Source organism: Escherichia sp. B1147 (assembly GCF_001660175.1).
GTDB classification, from domain to species: domain Bacteria; phylum Pseudomonadota; class Gammaproteobacteria; order Enterobacterales; family Enterobacteriaceae; genus Escherichia; species Escherichia whittamii.
This window is the reverse complement of the sequence record NZ_LFHY01000012.1, coordinates 85,229-111,001: the sequence shown is the minus strand read 5'-3', so window position 1 is coordinate 111,001 and position 25,773 is coordinate 85,229. Positions and strand designations below refer to the sequence as shown.

General features: G+C 51.0%; 21 protein-coding genes and 7 tRNA genes. 5 read left to right on the top strand and 23 right to left on the bottom strand.

What is annotated here, in order from left to right:
- Positions 1 to 21 precede the first annotated feature (21 nt).
- Positions 22 to 729 carry a DUF1266 domain-containing protein gene (locus A9180_RS11775; RefSeq protein WP_064528959.1) on the top strand — a complete coding sequence of 236 codons (708 nt, stop codon included), beginning with the start codon at positions 22 to 24 and terminating at the stop codon, positions 727 to 729.
- Positions 726 to 2,177, top strand: a complete 1,452-nt coding sequence (locus A9180_RS11770) for a J domain-containing protein (RefSeq protein ID WP_064528958.1) — start codon at positions 726 to 728, stop codon at positions 2,175 to 2,177. Before A9180_RS11775 ends, A9180_RS11770 begins: the two co-directional genes overlap by 4 nt.
- Positions 2,178 to 2,298: 121 nt before the next feature.
- Here A9180_RS11770 and hscC read toward each other — a convergent pair whose 3' ends face one another.
- The 6 genes from hscC to gltI form a co-directional block, all read right to left on the bottom strand.
- The gene (gene hscC, locus A9180_RS11765; RefSeq protein WP_064528957.1) at positions 2,299 to 3,969 is read right to left on the bottom strand and encodes a molecular chaperone HscC; all 1,671 of its coding nucleotides are present in this window, start codon (positions 3,967 to 3,969) and stop codon (positions 2,299 to 2,301) included.
- A gap of 83 nt (positions 3,970 to 4,052) precedes the next feature.
- Positions 4,053 to 4,988 (bottom strand): pyrimidine-specific ribonucleoside hydrolase RihA, encoded by a 936-nt coding sequence (rihA, locus tag A9180_RS11760; protein ID WP_064528956.1) that lies wholly within the window; start codon positions 4,986 to 4,988, stop codon positions 4,053 to 4,055.
- 119 nt (positions 4,989 to 5,107) lie between these two features.
- Positions 5,108 to 5,833 carry a glutamate/aspartate ABC transporter ATP-binding protein GltL gene (gene gltL / locus A9180_RS11755; protein ID WP_064528955.1) on the bottom strand — a complete coding sequence of 242 codons (726 nt, stop codon included), beginning with the start codon at positions 5,831 to 5,833 and terminating at the stop codon, positions 5,108 to 5,110.
- Positions 5,833 to 6,507, bottom strand: coding sequence for a glutamate/aspartate ABC transporter permease GltK (gene gltK / locus A9180_RS11750; RefSeq protein ID WP_064528954.1), 675 nt, complete (start codon positions 6,505 to 6,507; stop codon positions 5,833 to 5,835). The genes gltL and gltK overlap by 1 nt, the downstream gene beginning before the upstream one ends.
- The gene (gene gltJ / locus A9180_RS11745) at positions 6,507 to 7,247 is read right to left on the bottom strand and encodes a glutamate/aspartate ABC transporter permease GltJ (protein ID WP_064528953.1); all 741 of its coding nucleotides are present in this window, start codon (positions 7,245 to 7,247) and stop codon (positions 6,507 to 6,509) included. Before gltJ ends, gltK begins: the two co-directional genes overlap by 1 nt.
- Positions 7,248 to 7,416: 169 nt before the next feature.
- On the bottom strand, positions 7,417 to 8,325 hold the full coding sequence (gene gltI / locus A9180_RS11740) for a glutamate/aspartate ABC transporter substrate-binding protein GltI (RefSeq protein WP_064528952.1): 909 nt from the start codon (positions 8,323 to 8,325) through the stop codon (positions 7,417 to 7,419).
- A 454-nt stretch (positions 8,326 to 8,779) separates the two neighbouring features.
- Between gltI and A9180_RS11735 the strand changes: the two genes are divergently transcribed.
- Positions 8,780 to 10,657 carry a rhomboid family intramembrane serine protease gene (locus A9180_RS11735; protein ID WP_064528951.1) on the top strand — a complete coding sequence of 626 codons (1,878 nt, stop codon included), beginning with the start codon at positions 8,780 to 8,782 and terminating at the stop codon, positions 10,655 to 10,657.
- A 158-nt stretch (positions 10,658 to 10,815) separates the two neighbouring features.
- Here the strand turns inward: A9180_RS11735 and lnt are convergent, their stop codons facing one another.
- The 5 genes from lnt to miaB all read right to left on the bottom strand — a co-directional run bounded on the left by lnt (position 10,816) and on the right by miaB (position 16,428).
- Positions 10,816 to 12,354 carry an apolipoprotein N-acyltransferase gene (lnt, locus tag A9180_RS11730; RefSeq protein ID WP_064528950.1) on the bottom strand — a complete coding sequence of 513 codons (1,539 nt, stop codon included), beginning with the start codon at positions 12,352 to 12,354 and terminating at the stop codon, positions 10,816 to 10,818.
- A 24-nt stretch (positions 12,355 to 12,378) separates the two neighbouring features.
- Positions 12,379 to 13,257, bottom strand: coding sequence for a CNNM family magnesium/cobalt transport protein CorC (gene corC, locus A9180_RS11725; protein WP_001278605.1), 879 nt, complete (start codon positions 13,255 to 13,257; stop codon positions 12,379 to 12,381).
- An 89-nt stretch (positions 13,258 to 13,346) separates the two neighbouring features.
- Positions 13,347 to 13,814, bottom strand: coding sequence for an rRNA maturation RNase YbeY (ybeY, locus tag A9180_RS11720; RefSeq protein ID WP_000084458.1), 468 nt, complete (start codon positions 13,812 to 13,814; stop codon positions 13,347 to 13,349).
- On the bottom strand, positions 13,811 to 14,851 hold the full coding sequence (locus A9180_RS11715; protein WP_002430212.1) for a PhoH family protein: 1,041 nt from the start codon (positions 14,849 to 14,851) through the stop codon (positions 13,811 to 13,813). The genes ybeY and A9180_RS11715 overlap by 4 nt, the downstream gene beginning before the upstream one ends.
- Positions 14,852 to 15,003: 152 nt before the next feature.
- Entirely contained in the window at positions 15,004 to 16,428 is a 1,425-nt protein-coding gene (gene miaB / locus A9180_RS11710; RefSeq protein ID WP_000162737.1) for a tRNA (N6-isopentenyl adenosine(37)-C2)-methylthiotransferase MiaB, read from the bottom strand.
- Positions 16,429 to 16,573: 145 nt separating this feature from the next.
- On the opposite strand from miaB, the gene ubiF reads away from it, so the two are divergent.
- Positions 16,574 to 17,749, top strand: coding sequence for a 3-demethoxyubiquinol 3-hydroxylase (gene ubiF / locus A9180_RS11705; protein ID WP_064528949.1), 1,176 nt, complete (start codon positions 16,574 to 16,576; stop codon positions 17,747 to 17,749).
- 152 nt (positions 17,750 to 17,901) lie between these two features.
- Here the strand turns inward: ubiF and A9180_RS11700 are convergent.
- From A9180_RS11700 to A9180_RS11670, 7 genes are all read right to left on the bottom strand, one after another.
- Positions 17,902 to 17,976: transfer RNA gene (locus A9180_RS11700), tRNA-Gln, on the bottom strand.
- A 37-nt stretch (positions 17,977 to 18,013) separates the two neighbouring features.
- A tRNA-Gln gene (locus A9180_RS11695) sits at positions 18,014 to 18,088 on the bottom strand.
- A gap of 48 nt (positions 18,089 to 18,136) precedes the next feature.
- A tRNA-Met gene (locus A9180_RS11690) sits at positions 18,137 to 18,213 on the bottom strand.
- A gap of 14 nt (positions 18,214 to 18,227) precedes the next feature.
- Positions 18,228 to 18,302, bottom strand: a tRNA-Gln gene (locus A9180_RS11685).
- 34 nt (positions 18,303 to 18,336) lie between these two features.
- Positions 18,337 to 18,411, bottom strand: a tRNA-Gln gene (locus A9180_RS11680).
- A gap of 23 nt (positions 18,412 to 18,434) precedes the next feature.
- Positions 18,435 to 18,519, bottom strand: a tRNA-Leu gene (locus A9180_RS11675).
- Between the two features lie 9 nt (positions 18,520 to 18,528).
- Positions 18,529 to 18,605, bottom strand: a tRNA-Met gene (locus tag A9180_RS11670).
- 319 nt (positions 18,606 to 18,924) lie between these two features.
- On the opposite strand from A9180_RS11670, the gene A9180_RS11665 reads away from it, so the two are divergent.
- Entirely contained in the window at positions 18,925 to 19,362 is a 438-nt protein-coding gene (locus A9180_RS11665) for a hypothetical protein (protein ID WP_064528948.1), read from the top strand.
- Positions 19,363 to 19,583: 221 nt separating this feature from the next.
- Here A9180_RS11665 and asnB read toward each other — a convergent pair whose 3' ends face one another.
- The 5 genes from asnB to nagB form a co-directional block, all read right to left on the bottom strand.
- Entirely contained in the window at positions 19,584 to 21,248 is a 1,665-nt protein-coding gene (gene asnB / locus A9180_RS11660; protein WP_064528947.1) for an asparagine synthase B, read from the bottom strand.
- Between the two features lie 395 nt (positions 21,249 to 21,643).
- Positions 21,644 to 22,396, bottom strand: coding sequence for a ribonucleotide monophosphatase NagD (gene nagD, locus A9180_RS11655; protein ID WP_000153129.1), 753 nt, complete (start codon positions 22,394 to 22,396; stop codon positions 21,644 to 21,646).
- Between the two features lie 47 nt (positions 22,397 to 22,443).
- Positions 22,444 to 23,664 (bottom strand): DNA-binding transcriptional regulator NagC, encoded by a 1,221-nt coding sequence (gene nagC / locus A9180_RS11650; protein WP_064528946.1) that lies wholly within the window; start codon positions 23,662 to 23,664, stop codon positions 22,444 to 22,446.
- Between the two features lie 8 nt (positions 23,665 to 23,672).
- Positions 23,673 to 24,821: an N-acetylglucosamine-6-phosphate deacetylase gene (gene nagA, locus A9180_RS11645; protein WP_064528945.1), complete on the bottom strand. Its 1,149-nt coding sequence runs from the start codon at positions 24,819 to 24,821 to the stop codon at positions 23,673 to 23,675.
- Between the two features lie 61 nt (positions 24,822 to 24,882).
- The gene (nagB, locus tag A9180_RS11640) at positions 24,883 to 25,683 is read right to left on the bottom strand and encodes a glucosamine-6-phosphate deaminase (RefSeq protein ID WP_001237072.1); all 801 of its coding nucleotides are present in this window, start codon (positions 25,681 to 25,683) and stop codon (positions 24,883 to 24,885) included.
- Positions 25,684 to 25,773: the final 90 nt, after the last annotated feature.

The window sequence follows — 25,773 nt, the reverse complement described above, 5'->3', positions numbered from 1 at the left end:
AACTTAAAGGATTGTTAATAAATGGATAAGGAAGAACAACACCTTCTATTTGCGCTTTCTACGCCAATGGAAATTCTTAATCAGGGATGCAAGCCTGCACATGACTCGCCAAAAATGTATACCGGAATAAAAGAATTTGATCTCTCATCATCCTGGGGAATAAATAATCGTGATGATTTAATTCAGACAATTTACCAAATGACCGATGATGGGCACGCAAATAATTTAGCTGGATTATATCTGGCATGGTATCGCTCTTCACCTGAAGAGTGGGAAGCACTAATTGCTGGCGGCTCGGAGAGAGGGGTGATTTATGCCCAATTCGTTGCCCAAACCGCTATGTGCTGCGGGGAAGGGGGAATCAAAGCCTGGGATTATGTTCGAATGGGGTTTCTGTCGCGGGTCGGTGTGCTCAACAATTGGCTGACGGAAGAAGAGAGTTTATGGCTGCAATCGCGCGTCTATGTACGTGCCCACCATTACTATCACAGCTGGATGCACTATTTTTCCGCCTATTCATTAGGACGTCTCTACTGGCAATCCTCTCAGTGTGAAGACGATGCTTCGCTACGCGAGGCGCTGACCCTGTACAAATACGATAGCGCCGGGAGCCGGATGTTTGAAGAACTGGTGGCAGGAGGTGATCGTTTCTATGCCACGCTTCCCTGGCGGCCATTAACTGCCCAGCCTGAATGCCCGGCAACGCTTAAGGATGTGAGCGACCTATGAAAACATGTTGGCAAATCCTCGAAATCGAGAGCACAACACAAGTTGATATTATCCGTCAGGCTTATCTTGCTCGCTTACCGTTATACCATCCAGAAACCGATCCGCAGGGGTTTAAAGCGTTACGTCAGGCCTATGAAGAGGCGCTGCGACTGGCGGTCAATCCAGACGAAAAAAATGCTGATGACGAGAAAGATCTTGCAGAAGAGCATGAGGCACTGAAAGCGTTCAGAACCTTACTGGCTTCGGAAAGTGAGCGTTTTCAACCTTCCGCCTGGCAGAAATTTATTCAGCAGTTGAATACCTACAACATGGAGGATGTCGATCACTTACGCTGGCCGCTATGCGCAATCGCTATGAAGGCGCGATATCTTTCATTGAATTGTGCATCTTTGTTGGCAGAACGTTTGAACTGGCATTCATTTAGTGACAGCGAAGGAATGGATGAAGAAGAGCGGGAGGCTTTTCTTGAGGCCATTCAGGCTGGGGATTGTTTCGATTTTCTCAGCCTTCAGGAATATCCCGTCGCGTTACAGAACCAGACTGTTGAATATTACTTCGCGCTGGAACGTTGCTGTCGTTACCATCCTGACTATGTCACTGCATTTTTGGCGATGGCAGGTCCGAGGTTAATTCCTGATGATGCGAAGTTGCATCGTAAACTGTTGCGCTGGTACAGCTCGGTGCAAACAGGCATGGCGGAACTCATTCCTGTAGCCCAACAGTGGCAAGCGGAAGAACCAGAAAGCGAAGATGCCCGATATTACTCGTGTGCACAACGGTTGTACTGCGGTGAGGGAGAAAGTCTGCTTGCCGATCTCTGTGCATACCGGGAGAGTTACCCATCTACACAAGCTGATAATTTGTTATTGCAGTGGAGCAAGCGCCATTGCCCGGATTACTTCGCGTTATTAGTGATGGTTATCGAAGCGCGAAGCATGATTGATGCGCAAGGTAAGCCGCTGAAATATGTATCTGGCGAGAGCGCCCGGACGCGACTGCTATGGGCGGAAATTTTACATAGCGGAAAATTATCGCCGTTAGGTCAATCGTTTATCGAGTCGTTATTCTTCAAACGCAAAGCATGGGCATGGTGGAAATCGAGAGTTGGTAGCGGGACAGAAGACAATTCACCATTGCTGGATTTGTATCGGGTAGCGGAACAGGTAGTACTGGAAGCGTTTCCGAAACAAGAGATGCTTGCCCGCCTGAATGTGCGACTGGAACGTGGAGAAGCACATCCGTTAGAAGCAATTATTACTCATATGCTGTTGACGAAAGTGAAACTCGAGCCGGTGGATGAAGATATCGACGAGCCAGCACCTGAAAAACACGAAGAGAAGAATAATGAGAGTGAAAAACCACAGAGCATTGCCAGTATTATCAAAATCAGCTTAACGGTTCTGGTGATAGGCTACGCGCTGGGTAAAATCGCTATGTTGTTCAGTTAGATGCGATGCTAACGCATCTTATCCTTTAACGTCGGATGCGATGCTGTCGCATCTTATCCGACCTACGCGGAACGTATGTGTAGGCCGGATAAGGCGTTTACACCGCATCCGGCAGTCGTGTTTAAGGGAGCTCAATGGCCAAATAATCGCTCGCCCGTCGACGAACTTCATCGACGCGGGCCATATCGTTTGACTGCAACGCCGCATCAAAATCGGTGATCACCCGGCCAATTTCTTCTCGCTCATCACTCAGCGCCCGCGCCCATAACTCTTCCAGTTTGGCTTTAAAGGTTCGGTTAATGAGCATATCCCGCGGATAAATTTTCAATGCGGATAACCGAGCACGACTCTCTTCAATCTGCTGTGCACTCAACGTCACCGGGCTGTGGTTAATGACTCTGGACTTAACGCTACCGTCTTCCAGTAGCACATCAACTTCAAGCAACCCGTTGATATCATAACTAAAGCGAATATCGATAGACTGATAAGCCCCGGCTTTCTTCAGCGGAACATCAAAGGATTCAACCAGAATATTATTCTTAACTTTGTGATTTTCCCCCTGATAGACATTAACCGTAATTGAATCCTGCTCCGGGTGCATGGTCGAGTAAGTTTCTACACGCGACACCGGCACCGTGGTGTTTCGTTCAATAATCGGCGAGAAAATGCCGGAAACGCCCTGACGGTTAACTTCAACGCCTAAGGAGTAGGGGCAAATATCGGTGAGGATCACTTCTTCAATGTTTTCGCTGCGTAAGCGGCAGGCGGCCTGGATCGCTGCGCCCAGCGCGACGATGGTACTCGGATCGTAACTTTGATACGGTAATTTGCCAAACAGACGCACGGCGATTCGCTGCACCAGGGGCATTTGCGACGCGCCGCCGACCAGTACCAGGCTGTCGATTTGACTCGGCTTCAGACGCGCATCGCGCAACGCCTGTTCAATCGGCACACGCAAGCGGTTGAGTAGCGGTAACCACAAATCTTCCAGTTCGTTCTCGTAAAATTCGCACTCCCGCGTTTCTTCCAGGTACTGCCAGCGAATGTGCATTGGCGTTTGATTGCTACATTTTGCCGCTTCCACGCAGGCGTACAAGGCTGCCAGTTCGCTCTCGTTAAGGGCTGTTTTGGCGACTTCCGCGCGTTTTAAAACCTCATCGACCAGCATATGAGTAAAATCTTCGCCACCGAGGAAGTTATCGCCCGCGGAGGCGTGAACTTCAATCACCGGCGTGGCGTACTCGAGCACCGTGACGTCAAACGTGCCGCCACCGAGATCAAAAACCAGCGAGCGGGTATTTTGCTGCGTATGCAGGCCGTATGCCATTGCGGCTGCCGTTGGCTCATTAATCAGGCGCACTGCATTTAGCCCAGATAACTCTGCTGCTAAACGGGTATGCTTGCGTTGTTCATCACTGAAATAAGCCGGAACAGAGATCACCACATCTTTAATCGGTTGTTGCAGGAATTCTTCAGCGTCTTCTTTTAATGAACGCAACACCAAAGAGGACAATTCCGGTGCATTAAAAGTGTCACCACCTAAACGCCAGTTGGTATTACTGCCCATCGCGCGCTTAAATAACGCTGCGGTTTTATCAGGATGTGATGTGCGCCGGGATACAGCCGGTTTACCGACCAGAATATGGTTATTTTCATCCATGCTAATTATGGATGGCGTTAAATATTCACCGAATTTATTTGGAATTAATTGTGCGGCACCGTCTTTCCAGACAGCAATTAAACTATTGGTAGTACCGAGATCGATACCAATGGCGAGTTCTGCATTATCCATTGCATTTATATCTTGAAAGAAAAAGAGATAACCAGATTAAGACCACCCTGGTAAAACATGGTGATCTTAATCAATAAGGAGTATTAAGCGTAAAATTTCAGACGTTCAGCCAGTAAATCAACAAAGCCCTGCCGATCAACATCGACCATTACGGTGGCATTTGGTTTATTGCCTGTCAGATAGTAATAATCAACAACTGTCATCCCCTGGGTATATTTCCCCTGTGTTTCAACGCCGACCCAGCGCTCCACGGTGGTAAACAACTCTGGTTTTAACAGCCAGGCAATGGTGCACGGGTCGTGCAGCGGCGCGCCGACAAAGCCCCATTTTTCGTCTTTGTGATACTCGAGGAAGAAATCCAGCAGTTCGGCAACAATGGTGGAAATTGGGTTACCAATAGCGCGGAAACGCTCGGTGTCTTCAACGTGGATTTGTGCTTTGTGAGTGACATCCAGACCGGCCATCACCACCGGAATCCCTGACTGGAAGACAATTTCCGCCGCTTCCGGGTCCACGTAAATATTAAACTCAGCGGCTGGCGTCCAGTTACCAAGCCCCATTGCGCCGCCCATAATTACGATACGGGCGATTTTGCTATGCAGTTCCGGATGGCTATTGAGCAGCAAGGCAACGTTAGTTTGCGGTCCGGTGGACACAATCGTGACAGGTTCATCACTTTCGCGCAGCGTTTTGGCCATCAATTCCATCGCCGTGCAGTTTTGCGGTGCGAACGTCGGTTCCGGTAGTGCCGGGCCGTCAAGTCCACTTTCGCCGTGTACGTTGTCCGCGATAATCAACTCACGCATTAACGGTTTTACCGCACCGCTTGCTACCGGAATATCGGTGCGATTAAGCAAGGTCAGCATACGCAGAACATTGCGTAATGTTTTATCGGGCGTCTGGTTTCCGGCTGAAGATGTGATGGCTTTGACATCAAGCTCTGGTGAGGCGAGGGCGAGAACTATTGCGATAGCGTCGTCATGACCTGGGTCGCAATCTAACAGAATTGGCAGTGCCATTGTTGCTCCTTGTTGTGTGTGTTTCTTAGCGACAAGGGTAACGCCGGAATGTAACAGATACGAGGGGCGAAACGATAAAGCGTGAGATGGCGCGCACCTGGGTATGCGCGCCGGAAGGATTAATGCAGGATTTTCGCGAGGAAGTCTTTTGCGCGGTCCGATTTCGGATCATCGAAGAAAGCGTCTTTCGGTGAGTCTTCGACAATTTTTCCCTCATCCATAAAGATCACCCGATTCGCCACCTTACGGGCAAAGCCCATTTCGTGGGTCACCACCATCATGGTCATTCCTTCGTTCGCCAGTTCAACCATCACGTCCAGCACTTCGTTGATCATCTCCGGGTCCAGTGCCGATGTCGGTTCGTCGAACAGCATGGCAATAGGATCCATGCACAACGCGCGAGCGATCGCCACACGCTGCTGCTGACCACCGGAAAGCTGCGCCGGAAACTTATTGGCATGTGCGGAAAGTCCCACGCGCTCCAGCAGTTTCAGGGCCTTTTCACGCGAAGGCGCTTTATCGCGTTTAAGCACTTTCACCTGCGCCAGCGTCAGGTTTTCAATAATCGACAAATGGGGGAACAACTCGAAATGCTGGAACACCATCCCGACGCGGGAACGCAGCTTTGCCAGATCGGTTTTCTTATCGTTAACCACGATGCCATCGACGGTGATTTCACCTTTCTGCACCGGTTCGAGGCCGTTGACGGTTTTTATCAGCGTTGATTTGCCAGAGCCGGACGGTCCGCAAACCACCACCACTTCGCCTTTTTTCACTTCGGTTGAGCAGTCGGTCAGCACCTGAAAGTGACCATACCATTTTGAAACATTTTTCAGGGTAATCATTATGCCGTCCTTCTTTTCAAGTAGTTGACCAACAACGACGCGCTAAGGCTAATAACGAAATAAACAAATCCGGCAAACAGGATCATCTCGACCTGCGTACCATCACGCTCACCAATGGTTGAAGCGGTACGGAAGAAATCGGCCAGAGATAACACATACACCAGTGAGGTATCCTGAAACAGTACAATGCCCTGGGTGAGCAGTAACGGCACCATCGCGCGGAATGCCTGCGGCAAAATAATCAGTTTCATCGACTGCCAGTGAGTCATGCCCAACGCCAGCGCGGCGCTCGACTGCCCACGAGAAATACTTTGAATACCGGCGCGGATAATCTCTGAATAGTAGGCCGCTTCAAACATCGAAAACGCCACCATTGCAGAAATTAGGCGGATATCGGTTTTCGGCGATAATCCCAGCACGTTTTGCAGAAAACCCGGCACAATCAGGTAAAACCACAGCAGAACCATCACCAGTGGGATTGAACGGAATACGTTAACGTAGGCTTTGGCAAACCACGCAACAGGCGCAAAGCTGGACAAGCGCATCACCGCCAGCATCGTACCCCACAAAATGCCAATCACTACCGCTGTGACGGTGATTTTCAGGGTGATCACCAGCCCATCCAGCAGATACGGCAGGGAAGGGACAATAGAACTCCAGTCAAACTCGTACATTATTTGCCCCCCATATTGCCGGGCAGGCGCACTTTACGTTCAACCAGCGCCATCACCAGCATGATAACCGCGTTAATCAACACATACGCCAGTGTGATGGCGGTAAACGACTCCCAGGCGTGGGCCGAATAATCGAGCAATTTACCGGCCTGTGCCGCCATATCTACCAGACCGATAGTCGAGGCGATGGCGGAGTTTTTCACCAGGTTCATCATCTCGGAAGTCATCGGCGGGACGATAACGCGATAAGCGTTTGGTAGCAGCACGTAGCGGTAGGCCTGCGGTAGTGTCAACCCCATTGCCAGTGCGGCATTCTTCTGCCCGCGCGGTAGTGACTGGATTGCGGCGCGTACCTGTTCGCAAACACGAGCCGCAGTAAACAGCCCCAGGCAGAGCATGGAGGAGAGGAAAAACTGGATATTGGGATCCAGCTCGGCCTTAAACCACATGCCGATTTTTTCCGGCAGTAGTTCCGGGATCACCAGATACCAGGTAAAAAACTGCACAATCAACGGCACGTTGCGGAACAGCTCGACATATAACGTACCCAGACCGGAGAGAAAACGGTTTGGAACGGTACGTAAAATACCGAATAACGAGCCGACGAGGAAAGCGATAATCCAGGCGCAGATCGACAGAGCGATAGTGACCTGAAAGCCGCTCCAGATCCAGCCGAGATAGGTGGTGTTGCCGAACGGGGCTTGTTGTAAAAAAATACCCCAGTTCCAGTCTATAGACATAAATCTACTCCAGAAAAAAGAGGGTAGCAGCGTTAACTGCTACCCTCGAAGATTGTTACCCAGCGTATTGCGGTTTTCAGGCCCGATGGGGAACGACCATCAGGCGTATAGTCTGTCCGTGCTACGTAACAATCGAGAGGGCTGGAATTTCCGCCCCTGGTTCTTGTAATTAGTTCAGTGCCTTGTCATTCGGTTCTTTGAACAGCGCTTTCATTTCGTCTGACAATTCGAAATTCATGTTCAGGTTTTTCGGCGGAATTGGGTTTTTGAACCACTTATCAAACCATTTTTCCGCTTCACCGGTGGTCTGCACCTGAGCGATGGTGTCATCCATCAGCTTTTTGAACTGCGGATCATCTTTACGCAGCATGCAACCGTAGGCTTCCTGAGACTGCGGCTTGCCGACGATTTCCCAGTTGTCTGGTTTCTTCGCTTTTGCACGTTCACCGGCCAGTAGGGCGTCATCCATCATAAAGGCAACGGCACGACCGCTTTCCAGCGTGCGGAAAGAGTCACCGTGGTCTTTGGCGCTGATGATGCGCATGTTCATTTTTTGCTCTTCATTAAGTTTGTTGAGCAAAACTTCAGAGGTGGTGCCGGAAGTGACGACTACGGCTTTATCTTTTAGATCGGCAAAATCTTTAACATCGCCGCCTTTTTTGGTCAGCAGGCGTGTACCGACCACGAAAATAGTGTCGGAGAAAGCCGCCTGTTTCTGGCGTTCGAGGTTGTTGGTAGTAGAGCCACATTCAAAATCGAAAGTGCCGTTTTGCAGCAGCGGAATACGGTTTTGTGAGGTGATCGGAATCAGTTTCACCTGCAAGTCCGGTTTGTTAAGTTTCTTTTTCACTGCTTCAACAATGGCGTTGGAGTAATTCTGTGAGTAACCCACCACTTTTTGCTGATTGTCGTAATAAGAGAAAGGCACCGAAGATTCACGGTGGCCGACGACAATCACGCCGTTTTTGGCGATTTTGTCCAGAGTACTACCTGCTGCCGGGGCGGCGTCATCTGCCTGTGCCAGGCCTGCGGAAAGCGCCAGGGCCAGGATTGCTGTGGCAGGTTTACGTAATTGCATATCCAACTCCTTTATCTTCTGCGTTAAGAACGCATGGATACCCGTTGTGAGTGTTTGTGTTGTTATCATCTGCAACTTTATTGTGCAGTGTTGTGCTTGTTAGGTAACATTTAGTTTGGCTAAATGTAAAGATATTGCTGTTTTATTGTTTGTTTTTGCGAGATGCACCGCACCATTCCGAAGCAAAATTCTTAAACCGCACCTTTTTGGTGCTACCGCTGATTTGTGGTGGTGCAACCCGGTTGTACTTCGGCTGATTTCCTTGTTTCCACAATAAATAAAGCAACTTACATGCCAAAAAATAATTAGGGGTGAATTAATTACGATTGTAATTTTAGGCTGAAAAAGTCATATTTCGGACAGGGTTAACTTTTCGGTATGGGACGTTTGCCGGGATGATAACTGCACACGAGAAAAATGCTTTTTACCTGTCTTTTCAAGGAAGAATTACCTCATGTATGCATCTTCGGTTAAGCCGTTAAATGTTCAATTACCCGCAATAACTCTTATCCTTTTTGCGCTCTGTGTTGGGATATTTTGTTATCTCGCACAATGGATGAGTTATGAAGAAGTCGATCAATCCGCACTCATCCATCTTGGTGCTAACGTTGCTTCTCTCACGTTGTCGGGTGAATCCTGGCGCTTATTGAGCAGTGTCTTTCTGCACAGCAGTGTTTCTCATTTGCTGATGAATATGTTTGCACTCCTGGTGGTAGGGGGAGTGGCGGAACGGATTCTGGGAAAATGGCGACTCCTGATTGTCTGGCTATTCTCTGGCGTCTTTGGTGGGCTAATCAGCGCCTGTTATGCGTTACGCGAAAGTGAGCAGATAGTCATCAGCGTTGGGGCATCCGGGGCAATTATGGGAATAGCTGGCGCTGCGATAGCAACACAGCTTGCTTCAGGTGTGGGCACACACCATAAAAACCAGCGGCGAGTATTTCCTCTGTTGGGTATGGTTGTGCTGACACTGTTGTACGGTGCCCGGCAAACAGGAATAGACAATGCTTGCCATATTGGTGGACTGATTGCGGGTGGCGCCTTAGGTTGGTTGAGCGCACGTTTACCTGGTCAAAACAAACTTGTTACGGTCGTTGGGATTATGGTTGTGGGCAGTATTCTTCTGACCGGGGCTATCTGGATTGCGCAGCAGCAGATTGATGAATCAGTTTTACAGGTCAGGCAAAGCCTGCGTGAAGAGTTTTATCCGCAGGAGATTGAACAAGAGCGACGACAAAAAAAGCAGCAGTTAGTGGAGGAGCGTAACGCCCTTAGGGAAACATTATCCGCTCCGGTAAGTCGTGAGCAGGCCAGTGGTGATTTGCTCGCTGAGATTACCGATATCCATGATATGGCGATCAGTCGGGATGGTAATACGTTGTATGCCGCAATTGAAAACACGAACAGCATTGTTGTTTTCGACCTCGGACAAAAGAAAATCCTGCATACCTTTACTGCGCCCATAGCGAAAGAAAAGTCAGTCAAACATTGTGGTGGCTGTAAAGATCAGGGCGTCAGATCGCTGGTGTTAAGTCCCGATGAAAAGTTGCTGTATGCAACTTCATTTGAAGCGAATGCGTTATCGGTCATTAACGTGGCTACGGGGAAGATTATTCAGTCGATTACCACCGGCGCACATCCTGACAGCCTTATCCTCTCGCGCGATGGCACAAAAGCCTGGGTGATGAATCGCACCAGTAATAGTGTGTCAGCCATTGATCTGGTGGCTTATCAGCATGTGGCGGATATCCCGCTGGAGAAATACGACGGAACGGGGACGAGTGGTAAACCAGGTGCATGGGTTATGGCTCTTTCCCCGGATGAAAAAACATTACTGGTTCCGGGAATGGGCAGAGGTGACATTGTACGCATCAATACCATCACGCATCAGAAAGAAGGCTTTCCCGCCGGTGATGCGCGTGGCGTGGTTTCTGCGATGGGATTCAAATCAGAAAATGACGAGATTATTTTTGCCGATAGTCAGGGTATTTCGCGTATAAGCGCAGGGGATCAACAAGCCAGTGTTATGACGCAATGGTGTAGCAGGAGCGTTTATTCCGTTGAGGGTATTAGCCCGGACGGTCAGTATTTAGCGTTGGTGTCATATGGCCTGGAAGGTTATGTCATCCTGCTCAACATTAATGCAGGGCAGATTATTGGTGTTTATCCTGCCAGCTATGTTAATAACCTTCGTTTTTCGGCGGATGGCAGAAAGATATTTGTTATGGCGAAGAACGGGTTAATCCAAATGGACAGGACGCACTCGCTAGATCCGCAGGTAATTATTCGGCATCCCCAATATGGCGATGTAGCTTGTGTCCCTGAACGGTAAGAAAAAGGGGCATGATGATCACGCCCCACCGATTGTGACAACGTGCGCTTTGTTTATGCCGGATGCGGCGTGAGCGCCTTATCCGGCCTACAAAATCGCGCAAATTCAATACATTGCACAAACTTTGTAGGCCTGATAAGCGTAGCGCATCAGGCACATTAACGTTTGTGAGTACGCAGACTCATCAACACAGCGGCAAAACCAAACAGTGCCGTAAGTACCCACAACGGCCAGTTGCCGGTACGTGCGTACGGTGTGAGTCCGGTGGTCGGCGTCACGTTGGTGGTTAACACTTCGCGAGTGAATTGCGGGATCATCGACTGAATCTCCCCTTGCGGGCCAATCACCGCTGTAATGCCGTTATTGGTGCTGCGCAGTAGCGGGCGAGCCAGTTCCAGCGCACGCATTCGCGCCATCTGGAAGTGCTGCCACGGACCAATAGACTTACCAAACCATGCATCGTTAGAGATGGTCAGCAGATAATCGGTATCCGGTCGGAAGTTATCGCGCACCTGCTCGCCAAGAATGATCTCGTAGCAAATAGCTGCAGTAAGCTCAATACCATTTACCGACAGCGGCGGCTGGATATATGGCCCACGGCTGAACGACGACATCGGCAGATCAAAGAACGGCGCTAACGGACGCAGAATCGACTCCAGCGGGACAAACTCGCCAAACGGCACCAGATGGTTTTTGTTATAGCGATCGGCTGATTCGTAGCTGTACGGCGCACCTTTACCCAGCGTGATGATGGTGTTGTAGGTATCGTAGCGATTCTGCTTATTGAGACGCGCGTCGACAATCCCGGTTACCAGCGAGCTGCCTTTCTCACGCAACTCATCGTCCAGTGCTTTGAGGAACGGTTGCTGATTAATTTCCAGATCGGTTATCGCCGACTCCGGCCAGATAATCAGCGACGATTTGCCCATCAGCGGTGCCGTTGCGTTGTAATAAATTTTCAGCGTATTAAGAAGTTGGCTTTCATCCCACTTCAGCGATTGCGGAATATCACCCTGAACCATCGAAACCTGAATGGTTTTCTCTGGTTGCGGGGTAAACCACTGGATGTAGCGCAGCGGGAAGGGAAGAGCAAACAGCACGACGGCTACCACCAGCGGACGCCAGTTGCGTTTAGCCAGCGACAGCGCCAGCAGGCCGCTTACCATCATCAGCAGGAAGTTAATGGCTTCCACGCCCATTATCGGTGCCAGCCCTTTTAACGGGCCGTCAATCTGGCTATAGCCGAACTGTAGCCACGGGAAGCCAGTCAGTACCCAACCGCGTAGAAACTCGGTCACTTGCCAGAGGGCAGGGGCGGCAATCGCCACGCGTAGCCAGGTGGTTTTCGGCCACAGTCGCGCCAGCACGCCAGCAAACAGTCCGGTATACAGCGACAGATACGCCGCCAGCAGCACCACCAGGAAGATGTTAACCGGGCCAGGCATTCCGCCAAAGGTGGCGATGCTGACATAGACCCAGTTAATACCGCTGCCAAACAGGCCAAATCCCCAGCAGAAGCCAATAGCGGCAGACTGGAGTGGGCGGCGGTTAAAGGTTAACGCCTGAAGCCCCATCAGCGAAATAATCGCCGCAGGCCAGACGTCATAAGGAGAGAAGGCCAGCGTTCCGCAGGCACCGAATAATAACGCCAGCAGCAGGCGAATGCGCTGGCGTTCAATTAATGAGGCAAAAGCCATGTAGTTATCTATCCAGTTTCGGTTTTATTCATCCAGCTTCGGCTGGGGTGAGTCATCCGGAATTTTGACATGAACCTGAATAATACGCCGACTGTCGGCCATCGCCACTTTGAACTGGTAACCGTCGATGTCGATGGTTTCACCACGCGCCGGAAGATGCCCAAACGCCTGCATCACCAGACCACCGATGGTGTCGACCTCTTCATCGCTAAAGTGGGTGCCGAACGCTTCGTTGAAATCTTCGATGGAAGCCAGCGCGCGCACGGTCCAGGTGTGACGGCTAAGTTGACGGAAGTCGATATCATCTTCTTCGTCATACTCATCTTCAATCTCACCAACAATCAGTTCCAGGATGTCTTCAATGGTCACCAGACCGGAAACACCGCCGAATTCGTCAATGACGATCGCCATGTGGTAACGCTGAGAGCGAAACTCTTTCAGCATCCGGTCTACGCGCTTACTTTCAGGAACGACAACCGCCTGACGTAACACTTTGTCCATGCTGAAGGCTTCAGCATCGCTGCGCATAAATGGCAGCAAGTCTTTCGCCATCAGAATCCCTTCAATGTGATCTTTGTCTTCGCTGATCACCGGGAAACGTGAGTGGGCAGACTCGATGATGACATCAAGGCATTCATCCAGCGTCTGGTTGCGTTTCAGGGTAATCATCTGGGAACGGGGGATCATGATGTCGCGAACGCGTTGGTCTGCGATGTCCATTACCCCTTCGAGCATATCGCGCGTATCTTCGTCGATAAGGTCGTTCTGCCCGGAATCACGGATCAGCGCCAGCAGTTCGTCACGGTTTTTCGGTTCACCGTGGAAAAGTTGGCTGAGTAACAGGGAGAAAAATCCCTTCTTGTTGCTTATCGTGTCACTACTGTGTGAATTGTCGTCGCTCATGGCGTCGTATGGGTTCTCATGTTAGTTAATCAAAACGCCGTCGTTAATCACCAACGGCGGGGACGTCTGCCAGTCAAACGCCTGGCAAATTACTCTTTCTCGGCAATGTACGGATCCTCATAGCCCAGAGCAAGCATAATCTCTGTTTCGAGGGCTTCCATTTCTTCTGCTTCGTCATCTTCGATGTGATCGTAACCTAACAAATGCAGACTGCCGTGCACCACCATATGCGCCCAGTGCGCCTCCAGTGGTTTGCCTTGTTCCTGTGCTTCCTGCTCAACGACCTGACGGCAGATAACCAGATCGCCCAGCAGCGACATTTCCATGCCTGGCGGCACTTCAAACGGGAAGGAGAGCACGTTAGTCGGCTTATCCTTACCGCGATAGGTCAGATTGAGACTGTGGCTTTCGGCGGTGTCGACCAGGCGAATGGTCACTTCCGACTCCTCCTGAAACTGCGGGATCACCGCATTCAGCCATGTCTGAAACTGGCTCTCTTCCGGCAACCCGGAATTATCTTCACATGCCAGTTGTAAATCGAGGATCACCTGACTCATTTTTGTTCCTGTTCTTCGCGCTTGCGTTCTGCCGCCAGCGCCGCTTTACGTTTTTGTTCGGCTTCTTCCCAGGCTTCATAAGCGTTAACGATACGCGCCACCACTGGGTGACGAACAACGTCTTCACTGTGGAAGAAGTTAAAGCTAATTTCTTCGACTTCAGCCAGCACTTCGATGGCATGACGCAGGCCTGACTTGGTGTTGCGCGGCAGGTCGATCTGGGTGACGTCGCCGGTAATAACCGCTTTTGAGTTAAAACCGATACGGGTCAGGAACATCTTCATCTGTTCGATGGTGGTGTTCTGGCTCTCATCGAGAATGATAAACGCGTCGTTCAGCGTACGACCACGCATATAGGCCAGCGGTGCGACTTCAATGACGTTGCGCTCAATCAACTTCTCGACTTTTTCAAAGCCCAGCATCTCGAACAGCGCGTCGTACAGTGGGCGCAGATACGGGTCTACTTTCTGGCTTAAATCGCCGGGCAGGAAGCCCAGTTTCTCACCGGCTTCAACCGCCGGACGGGTCAGCAAAATGCGACGGATTTCCTGACGCTCCAGCGCATCAACCGCTGCTGCCACTGCCAGGTAGGTTTTACCCGTACCCGCCGGGCCAACGCCGAAGGTGATGTCATGGTCGAGAATATTAGCGATGTACTGCGCCTGGTTTGGCGTGCGCGGTTTAATCACGCCGCGTTTGGTCTTGATATTGACCGCTTTGCCGTACTCCGGCACGCTCTCTGCGCTTTGCTCCAGCACGCGCGCTTCTTTAATCGCAAGGTGGATTTGTTCCGGCTCGATATCCTGAATCTGACCGCGCATCGGGGCGGTATCGACATACAGGCTGCGCAGAATATCTGCCGCAGCGGTGACGCAAATCGGACGGCCAGTCAGTTTAAAGTGGTTATCGCGGCGATTGATCTCGATGCCGAGACGGCGTTCGAGCTGTTTGATGTTGTCATCAAACGGGCCGCACAGGCTCAACAGACGCGCGTTGTCTGCTGGCTCAAGGGTGATTTCGCGAGTGTCTATGTTCAAACTGTTCCTCTTATCTGTATGCCGCCGGAAGCTGAACATTCACCGGCCTATAAGGAAATTATTCACGCCACAGGAAAAAGGCGCAAGCATTGCAATAAAAATGGGGATAAAGAGAGAAAAAACAAGGCCCACCCGAACGGCGGGCCAGAGAATTACGGCTGATAATAACCCACGCCAAGATCGTTTTCTTTGCGGGTACGGGCAATCACCGATTCCGGCGTTTCTGCCACGCGCAGACCCATTTCATCTTCAGTACGCACCACTTTACCGCGCAGGGAGTTCGGGTAGACGTCGGTAATTTCCACATCGACGAATTTACCGATCATATCTGGTGTACCTTCGAAGTTAACCACGCGGTTATTTTCAGTACGACCGGAAAGTTCCATGATGCTCTTACGCGAAGTACCTTCTACCAGAATGCGCTGGGTGGTGCCGAGCATCCGGCGGCTCCATGCCATCGCTTGCTGATTAATGCGCTCTTGTAGAATATACAGACGCTGCTTCTTCTCTTCTTCCGGAACATCATCAACCATATCGGCAGCTGGCGTACCCGGACGCGCGGAGAAGATAAAGCTGTAGCTCATGTCGAAATTGACGTCGGCAATCAGCTTCATGGTCTTCTCGAAGTCATCGGTGGTTTCGCCCGGGAAGCCGACGATGAAGTCAGAACTTATCTGAATATCCGGGCGCGCCGCACGCAGTTTACGGATGATCGCTTTGTACTCCAGCGCTGTATGGGTACGGCCCATCAGGTTGAGGATGCGATCGGAACCGCTCTGTACCGGCAGATGCAGGAAGCTCACCAGTTCCGGCGTATCGCGATACACCTCGATGATATCGTCGGTGAATTCGATCGGATGGCTGGTGGTAAAGCGAATGCGATCGATCCCGTCGATGGCGGCAACCAGACGCAGCAGGTCGGCAAACGATCCGGTGGTGCCGTCGTAGTTCTCACCGCGCCAGGCGTTCACGTTCTGGCCGAGCAGGTTAACTTCACGCACGCCCTGTGCCGCAAGCTGGGCAATCTCAAACAGAATATCGTCGGACGGGCGGCTTACCTCTTCACCACGGGTGTAAGGCACCACGCAGTAGGTGCAATATTTATTACAGCCTTCCATGATGGAGACAAACGCGGTCGGTCCTTCGGCGCGCGGTTCTGGCAGACGGTCAAACTTCTCGATTTCCGGGAAGCTGATATCTACAACCGGGCTGCGGTCGCCGCGCACGGAGTTGATCATCTCCGGCAGGCGGTGCAGCGTTTGCGGCCCAAAAATAATATCGACATAGTGGGCGCGCTGACGAATATGTTCGCCTTCCTGCGAAGCCACGCAGCCGCCGACGCCGATAATCAGGTCCGGATTCTTCTCTTTTAACAGTTTCCAGCGCCCCAACTGATGGAAGACTTTTTCCTGAGCCTTCTCGCGGATTGAGCAGGTGTTCAGCAGCAGCACATCCGCTTCTTCCGCCACGTCGGTCAGTTGATAGCCGTGGGTGGCATCCAGCAGATCGGCCATCTTCGATGAATCGTACTCGTTCATCTGACAGCCCCAGGTTTTAATATGGAGTTTTTTGGTCATCGACTTGCTCTTGCGAAATAGTAGCCAGGAATGCAGGGCGCATAGTGTAATGCTTTGCTGGCGTTGTGACCAGTATGAGCGTTATCAGCCCTTGGGGGTAAAAATCCTGTAAACTTAAAGCATATTGCTAACAGGATGATTGACCATGACAAATCAACCAACGGAAATTGCCATTGTCGGCGGAGGAATGGTCGGCGGTGCACTGGCGCTGGGACTGGCGCAGCACGGATTTTCGGTAACGGTAATCGAGCATGCAGAGCCCGCGCCGTTTGTGGCCGACAGCCAGCCGGACGTGCGGATCTCGGCGATCAGCGCGGCTTCGGTATCATTGCTAAAAGGTTTAGGTGTCTGGGATGCGGTACAGGCTATGCGTTGCCATCCTTACCGCAGACTGGAAACCTGGGAGTGGGAAACGGCGCATGTGGTGTTTGATGCCGCTGAACTCAAGCTGCCGTTGCTTGGTTATATGGTGGAAAACACTGTCCTGCAACAGGCGCTGTGGCAGGCACTGGAAGCGCATTCGAACGTGACGTTACGTGTGCCGACCTCGCTGATTGCGCTGCATCGCGATAATGATCTTCAGGAGCTGGAACTGAAGGGCGGTGAAGTGATCCGCGCGAAGCTGGTGATTGGTGCCGACGGGGCAAATTCGCAGGTACGGCAGATGGCGGGAATTGGCGTTCATGCCTGGCAGTATGCGCAGTCTTGCATGCTGATTAGCGTACAGTGTGAGAACGATCCTGGCGATAGCACCTGGCAGCAGTTTACCCCGGACGGTCCGCGTGCGTTTTTACCGCTGTTTGATAACTGGGCGTCGCTGGTGTGGTATGACTCTCCGGCACGCATCCGCCAGTTGCAGAGTATGAATATGGCGCAGTTACAGGCGGAAATAGCGAAAAATTTCCCGTCGCGTCTGGGTTATGTAACACCGCTTTCCGCAGGGGCTTTTCCGCTGACGCGCCGCCATGCGTTGCAGTATGTTCAGCCAGGGCTGGCGCTGGTGGGCGATGCCGCGCATACCATCCATCCGCTGGCGGGTCAGGGGGTAAATCTAGGTTATCGCGATGTCGATGCCCTGATTGACGTTCTGGTGAACGCGCGCAGTTATGGCGAAGCGTGGGCCAGTTATCCAGTCCTCAAGCGTTACCAGATGCGGCGCATGGCGGATAACTTCATTATGCAAAGTGGTATGGATCTGTTTTATGCCGGATTCAGCAATAATCTACCGCCGCTGCGTTTTGTTCGTAATCTTGGTTTGATGGCGGCGGAACGTGCTGGCGTACTGAAACGGCAGGCGCTGAAGTATGCGTTAGGGTTGTAGCCTCACCACATTTCCGGACGCATGCTAACCGTAGGTCGGATAAGACGCGCCAGCGTCGCATCCGACATTGAAGGATAAGACGAGTCAGCATTACATTCGACATTAAAGTCCACAGAAAAGCAAAAAGCTCGCCGAAGCGAGCTTTTTTAATGTGGCTGGGGTACGAGGATTCGAACCTCGGAATGCCGGAATCAGAATCCGGTGCCTTACCGCTTGGCGATACCCCAACAGGGTGCACTTACAACGTAAGCGTCTTGAATAAATTGGCTGGGGTACGAGGATTCGAACCTCGGAATGCCGGAATCAGAATCCGGTGCCTTACCGCTTGGCGATACCCCAACAAATTTGTTTTTGAATTTGCCGAATCTATTCGACAGATTCAGAATTTGGTGGCTACGACGGGATTCGAACCTGTGACCCCATCATTATGAGTGATGTGCTCTAACCAACTGAGCTACGTAGCCAGATTGTTCTTCGATGGCTGGGGTACCTGGATTCGAACCAGGGAATGCCGGTATCAAAAACCGGTGCCTTACCGCTTGGCGATACCCCATTAACCGGGCGGTGAACCGCTTACTCGAAGAAGATGGCTGGGGTACCTGGATTCGAACCAGGGAATGCCGGTATCAAAAACCGGTGCCTTACCGCTTGGCGATACCCCATCCGTACAACGCTTTCTGGTGAATGGTGCGGGAGGCGAGACTTGAACTCGCACACCTTGCGGCGCCAGAACCTAAATCTGGTGCGTCTACCAATTTCGCCACTCCCGCAAAAAAAGATGGTGGCTACGACGGGATTCGAACCTGTGACCCCATCATTATGAGTGATGTGCTCTAACCAACTGAGCTACGTAGCCATCTTTTTTTCGCGTTACCTTATCGGCGTTGCGGGGCGCATTATGCGTATAGAGCCTTGCAGCGTCAACATCTTTTTCAAGGAAAATTGCTCGAAAATGACTGTTTGGTTAGGTTGCGAACAGCATGGCGCTATATTCGTCAATTATTGTTTACTTTGTGTTTTTCTCTGTTGTTTTGCTATGCAGGATGAAATTCGGAATTCAACAATAGCGCCGAAGAATTATCTCATGAAACACTGCACCGTTACGATAGGACAGGGCAGGGATCGCTACGCCTGCATCTCTGCTACCACTTCAGGCGATTTATTGAGGGAATAATATGCTGCGTTTTATAACGGTGTTGATGGGGGCCTTATTACTTATACAATCCGCGTTTGCCGATACGGCCCGACCGGAAATCGGTAAGTATGTCTTTGGCTATCGTGGACAGGAAGGCGCGGTGGTGTGGATGATGAGGATAGGCCCGAAAGCGACAAATGAAGCACTCGTTCAGATATCGCATGTTGATAATGATATTGATGGTCAGATTTTTCGCTGCAAAGTGAAAGCATTACAGGAAGGTGAAAAATCTTATACCACCGTAATTAAAGGTGAATCATTTGAGTTATTACGTCTGAAAGAAGGAAATGGAAGCCTGCATATCCCGGATGAACAGGCAACCTGGTCAGTCGCTTACAGTAGTGAGTTATCTGACAGCGATGTGGCAAATCCGGAACATTTCTTTACCGCGTATCAGAATCAACAAGCTCCTCAATAACTAAAAACGCCCCGGATTTCTCCGGGGCGTCACAGATTGCTGACAAGGTGCGCTTTGTTCATGCCGGATACGGCGCGAACGCCTTATCTGGCCTACAAAATCGTGAAAATACAATGCATTGCATAGTCTGCGTAGGCCTGATAAGTGTAGCGCATCAGGCTGTTTTGCGTTTGTCATCACTCTCAAACGACCCAGTTTTTTCCGGGGCGTTACCGTATTTCTTATTTATACGCTGATTGGTGAACGCCAACCGCGCGACCAGATGGATCGTCCATTTTCTTGAACGCTTCATCCCACTCAATCGCTTTAGCAGAAGAACAGGCAACGGAAGGACCGCCCGGTACGCACTCTGCGGCGCTCGGAAGCGGGAACAATTCTTCAAAGATTTCCCGATACAAATACGCTTCTTTTGAGGTTGGCGTGTTGTATGGGAAGCGGAAGCGGGCTGTTTCCAGTTGCTGATCAGAAACCTGCTGTGCCGCCACTTCTTTCAGTGTGTCAATCCAACTGTAACCGACGCCATCAGAGAACTGCTCTTTCTGCCGCCAGGCAACGCTTGCAGGCAGATACGACTCAAAACATTCACGCAGGATGTGTTTTTCCATTTTGCCGTTGCCGCACATTTTATCCTGCGGGTTAATGCGCATCGCCACGTCGAGGAATTTCTTGTCGAGGAACGGAACGCGCGCTTCCACGCCCCAGGCTGACATCGCTTTGTTGGCGCGCGCGCAGTCATACATATGCAGGGTCAGCAGTTTGCGCACCGTTTCTTCATGCAGCTCTTTAGCGTTTGGCGCTTTGTGGAAATAAAGATAACCGCCGAACACTTCGTCAGAACCTTCACCGGACAACACCATTTTAATGCCCATCGCTTTGATCTTACGTGACATTAAATACATCGGTGTTGAAGCGCGAATAGTGGTCACGTCATAGGTTTCGATGTGGTAAATCACATCGCGGATGGCATCCAGACCTTCCTGTACAGTGAAGTGAATTTCGTGGTGCACAGTGCCCAGATGGTTTGCCACTTCCTGGGCTGCTTTCAGATCCGGTGAACCAGGCAGACCAACAGCAAAGGAGTGCAACTGCGGCCACCATGCTTCCGAGCGTTCCTGATCTTCCACGCGACGGGCGGCATATTTCTTGGTGATAGCGGAAATAATTGAGGAATCCAGACCACCCGAGAGCAGCACGCCGTAAGGCACGTCAGACATCAGATGGCTTTTCACGGAATCTTCCAGTGCCTGACGCAGTTCGTTTTTGTCGGTCACGTTATCTTTCACCGCATCATAGTTGAACCAGTCACGGTGATAGTAAGAGTCGATCTCGCCGTCCTGACTCCACAAATAGCTTCCCGCCGGGAACTCTTTAATCGTGCGGCAAACCGGCACCAGGGCTTTCATTTCTGAGGCCACATACAGCTGACCGTGTTCGTCATAGCCCATATACAGCGGGATGATCCCCAGATGGTCGCGACCAATCAGATATGCATCTTTTTCGCTGTCGTACAGGGCAAAGGCGAACATGCCTTGTAAATCATCGAGAAATTCCGGCCCTTTTTCCTGGTACAGCGCGAGGATCACTTCGCAGTCAGACCCGGTCTGGAACTGGTAACGATCGCCATACTCAGCGCGCAGTGCCTGGTGGTTATAGATTTCACCGTTTACGGCCAGTACGTGGGTTTTTTGTTGGTTGTAGAGAGGTTGCGCCCCCGCGTTAACGTCAACAATTGACAGGCGTTCGTGGGCGAGAATGGCGTTATCACTGGCATAAATACCGGACCAGTCCGGGCCACGATGACGCATCAGGCGTGACAGCTCGAGTGCTTTCTTCCGCAGCTCAACTGCGTCTGTTTTGATATCGAATACGCCAAAAATTGAACACATAACCTTCTCCGTTAACCTGGTGTTTGCTGCTTGTTGTGTTTGCTTGTTTAAAAAATGCCGTAAAGCAGCAATGTGCGCAAGAGATTTGGCGGTGAAAAAATAAAAAACGTAATAGCGATTGTCGATTAGTGAAAAAAGACCTGGTGTGGAGATGTATTTATTGATGGATCGATAATTTTTAGCGGGTTTTATTGAATGGTTATATTTTACGTGGGCCAAATTGCTGACAAAGTGCGATTTGTTCATGCCGGATGCGGCGTGAACGCATTATCCGGCCTACAAAAGCATGAAAATTAAATACATTGCAGGGGCGGCGTAGGCCTGATAAGCGTAGCGCATCAGGCAGTTTGGCATTTGTCATCAGAACCAACCACGTCCTGGGACGTGGTTGGTATTCAGATAACGTCGATTTCAGCGACCGACGGATAAATCCAACTGGGGCGGAACGGCATGCTGTCGATATCGTCAAGCGATGACACACCAGAGAGCACAAGAATCGTCTCCAGACCCGCCTGGAAGCCCGCCAGAATGTCGGTGCGCAAGTTATCGCCGACAATCACTGTTTCTTCCGAGTGCGCCTGCATTTTGTTTAATGCTGCGCGGATGATCCACGGACTCGGCTTACCTACATAGAACGGTTTACGTCCGGAGATTTTCTCGATCCCCGCGCACAACGCGCCGCAGGCTGGATAAAAACCGCGTCCGTGAGTATCCGGGTTGGTAGCGATAAAACGTGCACCGTTGGCGACGAAATAGGCCGCTTTATGCATCATGTCCCAGTTGTAGGAACGCGTTTCGCCAACAATCACAAAATCAGGGTTCACATCGGTAATAGTAAAACCAGCTTTGTACAGTTCATGAATCAGAGCGCCTTCGCCCACCACATACGCCTTTTTGCCTTCCTGGCGACGCAGGAAATCGGCGGTCGCCATCGCGGAGGTATAAAACACGCTATCCGGCACATCGACACCGGCAGTGGCAAAGCGGTTCGCCAGATCTTGCCCGGTCTGTGAAGGATAGTTGGTCAGCAACACCAGCGGCAGGCCTTTATCCATAATCCCGTGCAAAAATTCCGCTGCACCCGGTACGGCGACGTTATCGTGCATCAGCACGCCGTCGATATCGCAAATTACATTTTTAATGGTCATGGACTACCCAGAATATTGACAACAATAAGCGCCACTATAAAAGCACATTAATTTTCCAGCAAATGCTGGAGCAAAATACCGTTGAGCATGGCGCGTTTTACCAGCGCAAAAGCGCCGATTGCCGAGCGGTGATCCAGTTCAGAACGTACCACCGGCAGATTAGTGCGAAACGCCTTCAGCGCCTGGGTATTAATGCAGCTTTCAATAGCAGGGAGCAGCACTTTATCGGCTTCAGTTATCTCCCCGGCAATGACAATTTTTTGCGGGTTAAATAAGTTGATAGCGATGGCGATGGTTTTTCCCAGATGGCGACCGACATACTCAATCACTTCCGACGCCAGGCTGTCGCCTTTGTTTGCGGCCTTGCAGATTGTTTTGATAGTGCAGTCATCCAGCAGTACACGACTTTGATAGCCCTGCTTTAACAGATTCAGCACCCGCTGTTCAATGGCGGCGTTGGCAGCGATAGTTTCCAGGCAGCCAAAGTTTCCGCAATGGCAGCGTTCACCCAGCGGTTCAACCTGAATATGACCAATTTCACCGACGTTGCCGTTGCGGCCGATAAAAATGCGGCCGTTTGAGATAATCCCGGCCCCGGTTCCGCGATGCACGCGCACCAAAATGGAGTCTTCGCAATCCTGACTTGCACCGAAGTAGTGCTCTGCCAGCGCCAGACTGCGGATATCGTGGCCGACAAAACAGGTCACTTTAAAACGCTCTTCCAGTGCTTCTACCAGCCCCCAGTTTTCCACCTGAATATGCGGCATGTAATGAATTTTGCCGCTGTCAGGGTCAACAAGCCCTGGCAGGATCACGGAAATGGCGATCAGCTCCCGCAGTTTGCGCTGGTAGCTATCAATAAACTGAGCAATGGCATTCAGCAGAGCATGTTCCAGCGTCTGTTGGGTACTCTCTGGTAGCGAATAATGTTCTTCTGCCAGCACTTTACTGCTGAGATCGAACAGGGTGATAGTGGCATCGTGGCGACCGAGACGTACGCCGATAGCGTGGAAATTGCGGGTTTCGGTGACGATAGAGATAGCGCGGCGGCCCCCGGTGGAGGCCTGCTGATCAACTTCTTTGATCAGCCCGCGTTCGATAAGCTGACGTGTAATTTTAGTTACGCTGGCGGGAGCAAGCTGGCTTTGCTCGGCAATCTGAATCCGCGAGATTGGCCCATGCTGGTCAATCAGGCGATAAACCGCCGCGCTGTTAAGCTGTTTTACGAGATCAACATTACCTATCTGAGCTTGTCCGCCTGGTGTCATACTTTCTCTTATTGGGTTACGACCTCGTTACCGTTAACGATAGTCCTGGTGATTTTAAAATCAGGTGTGAATGCAGTCAGGTTGGCTACTTTACCTGCGGCGAGCGTGCCGAGGCGTTTCTCAACGCCAATCGCACGCGCCGGATAGAGCGTCGCCATACGCAGTACTTCATCCAGTGCGATACCGCAATGTTCAACCAGATTACGCACGCCTTCAATCATGGTTAAGGATGAACCACTTAACGTACCATTCTCATCCACACAAAGTCCGTTGCGGTAGTATATTGTTTTACCCGCAAAAATGAACTGATCAATGTTGGCACCTGCTGGCGCAGTCGCGTCAGTGACCAGGCACAGTTTGTCACCTTTCAGACGTTTGGCGTTGCGAATGTTGGCGTAATCAACGTGCAGGCCATCGGCAATAATACCGCAATAAATGTCTGCTTCGTCGAGGATCGCGCCCGCCAGACCCGGCTCACGGCCCGTAATATACGGCATCGCGTTGTACAGATGGGTAGCAAAGGTAATGCCTGCGCGAAAACCGGCTTTCGCTTCTTTTAACGTTGCATTGGAGTGACCGGCAGACACCACAATCCCGGCATTTGCCAGTTTGCTGATGACTTCTGCTGGAACCATTTCCGGTGCCAGCGTCACTTTAGTAATGACATCGGCATTTTCACACAGGAAATCGACCAGCGCGGCGTCCGGCTTACGTACGAAATTCGGATTATGGGTACCTTTTTTCACCAGATTCAGCCACGGGCCTTCCAGATGCAGACCTAATGCCTGATTCGGATGTTTTGCCAGGTACTCACGCATTACGCGAACGCCCTGCTTCATCAGGTCATCGCTGGTGGTGATAAGCGTCGGCAAATAGTTAGTACAGCCTGATTTCTCATTGGCTTTCTGCATGATTTCCAGAGTTTCCACGCTGACCGCCTCAGCGGTATCGTTGAACTGCACGCCACCGCAGCCGTTTAACTGCACATCGATAAAACCGGGGGAGAGAATGGCCCCGTTCAGTGAACGTTGTTCGATCTCTGGCGGCAGTTCCGCTACTGGGCAGACGCTTTTAATCAGGCCATCAGCGATAACAACCGCATGGTCATCAAGAAATTCATGACCGGTAAAAATCCGGCCCTGGGTTAATGCATACATTCCGACCCCCGATTTCAAAAATAATAATGCCCTGAGCAAGGCGTCAGGGCAGGGATAACAATTACAGACCTTTGATATTTTCTGCTTCTAATTCATTGAAATATCTTAAAGTCTTAACTTTCAGCTCCATGGTGGAAGGTTCATCGCACACCATGATGGCTTTCGGATGCAGCTGCAGACAGCTGATGGTCCACATGTGGTTAACGCAACCTTCAACTGCAGCCTGCAGTGCCAGAGCTTTCTGACTGCCCAGCACCAGAATCATCACTTCTTCGGCATCCAGCAGCGTACCCACACCTACGGTCAGCGCATATTTTGGCACCTGATTAACATCATTATCAAAGAAACGAGAGTTTGCGACGCGAGTGTCATGTGTCAGGGTTTTGATACGGGTGCGAGAGGCGAGAGAAGAGGCTGGTTCGTTAAATGCAATGTGACCGTCGTTACCTACACCGCCCATAAATAGGTGGATTTTGCCGTAAGAGCGGATTTTTTCTTCATATTGGCGGCATTCGGCGTCGATATCTGGGGCATTTCCGTTGAGCAGGTTGATATTTTCTGCTGGAATATCAACGTGATCGAAGAAGTTACGGTGCATAAAACTGTAGTAGCTTTCCGGATGCTCTTTCGGCAGACCGACATATTCGTCCATGTTGAAGGTGACAACGTGCTTAAAGCTGACCTGGCCTGCTTTATGCATTTCGACTAACGCTTTGTAGGTGGTCATCGGCGTGCCGCCAGTCGGCAGGCCCAGAACAAACGGACGATCGGCAGTCGGTTTGAACGCATTAATACGATTAACGATATGGCGAGCAGCCCATTTGCCGACCTGTTCAGCAGTAGTCAGGGGGATCAGTCTCATTATTCACCTCAAGTAAGTAAAAAGTAAGCCGTTGGCGGATTAGGCATCTTTAAGCGTAACCTGGATTTGCGCAGACAGGCGTCAATCCGA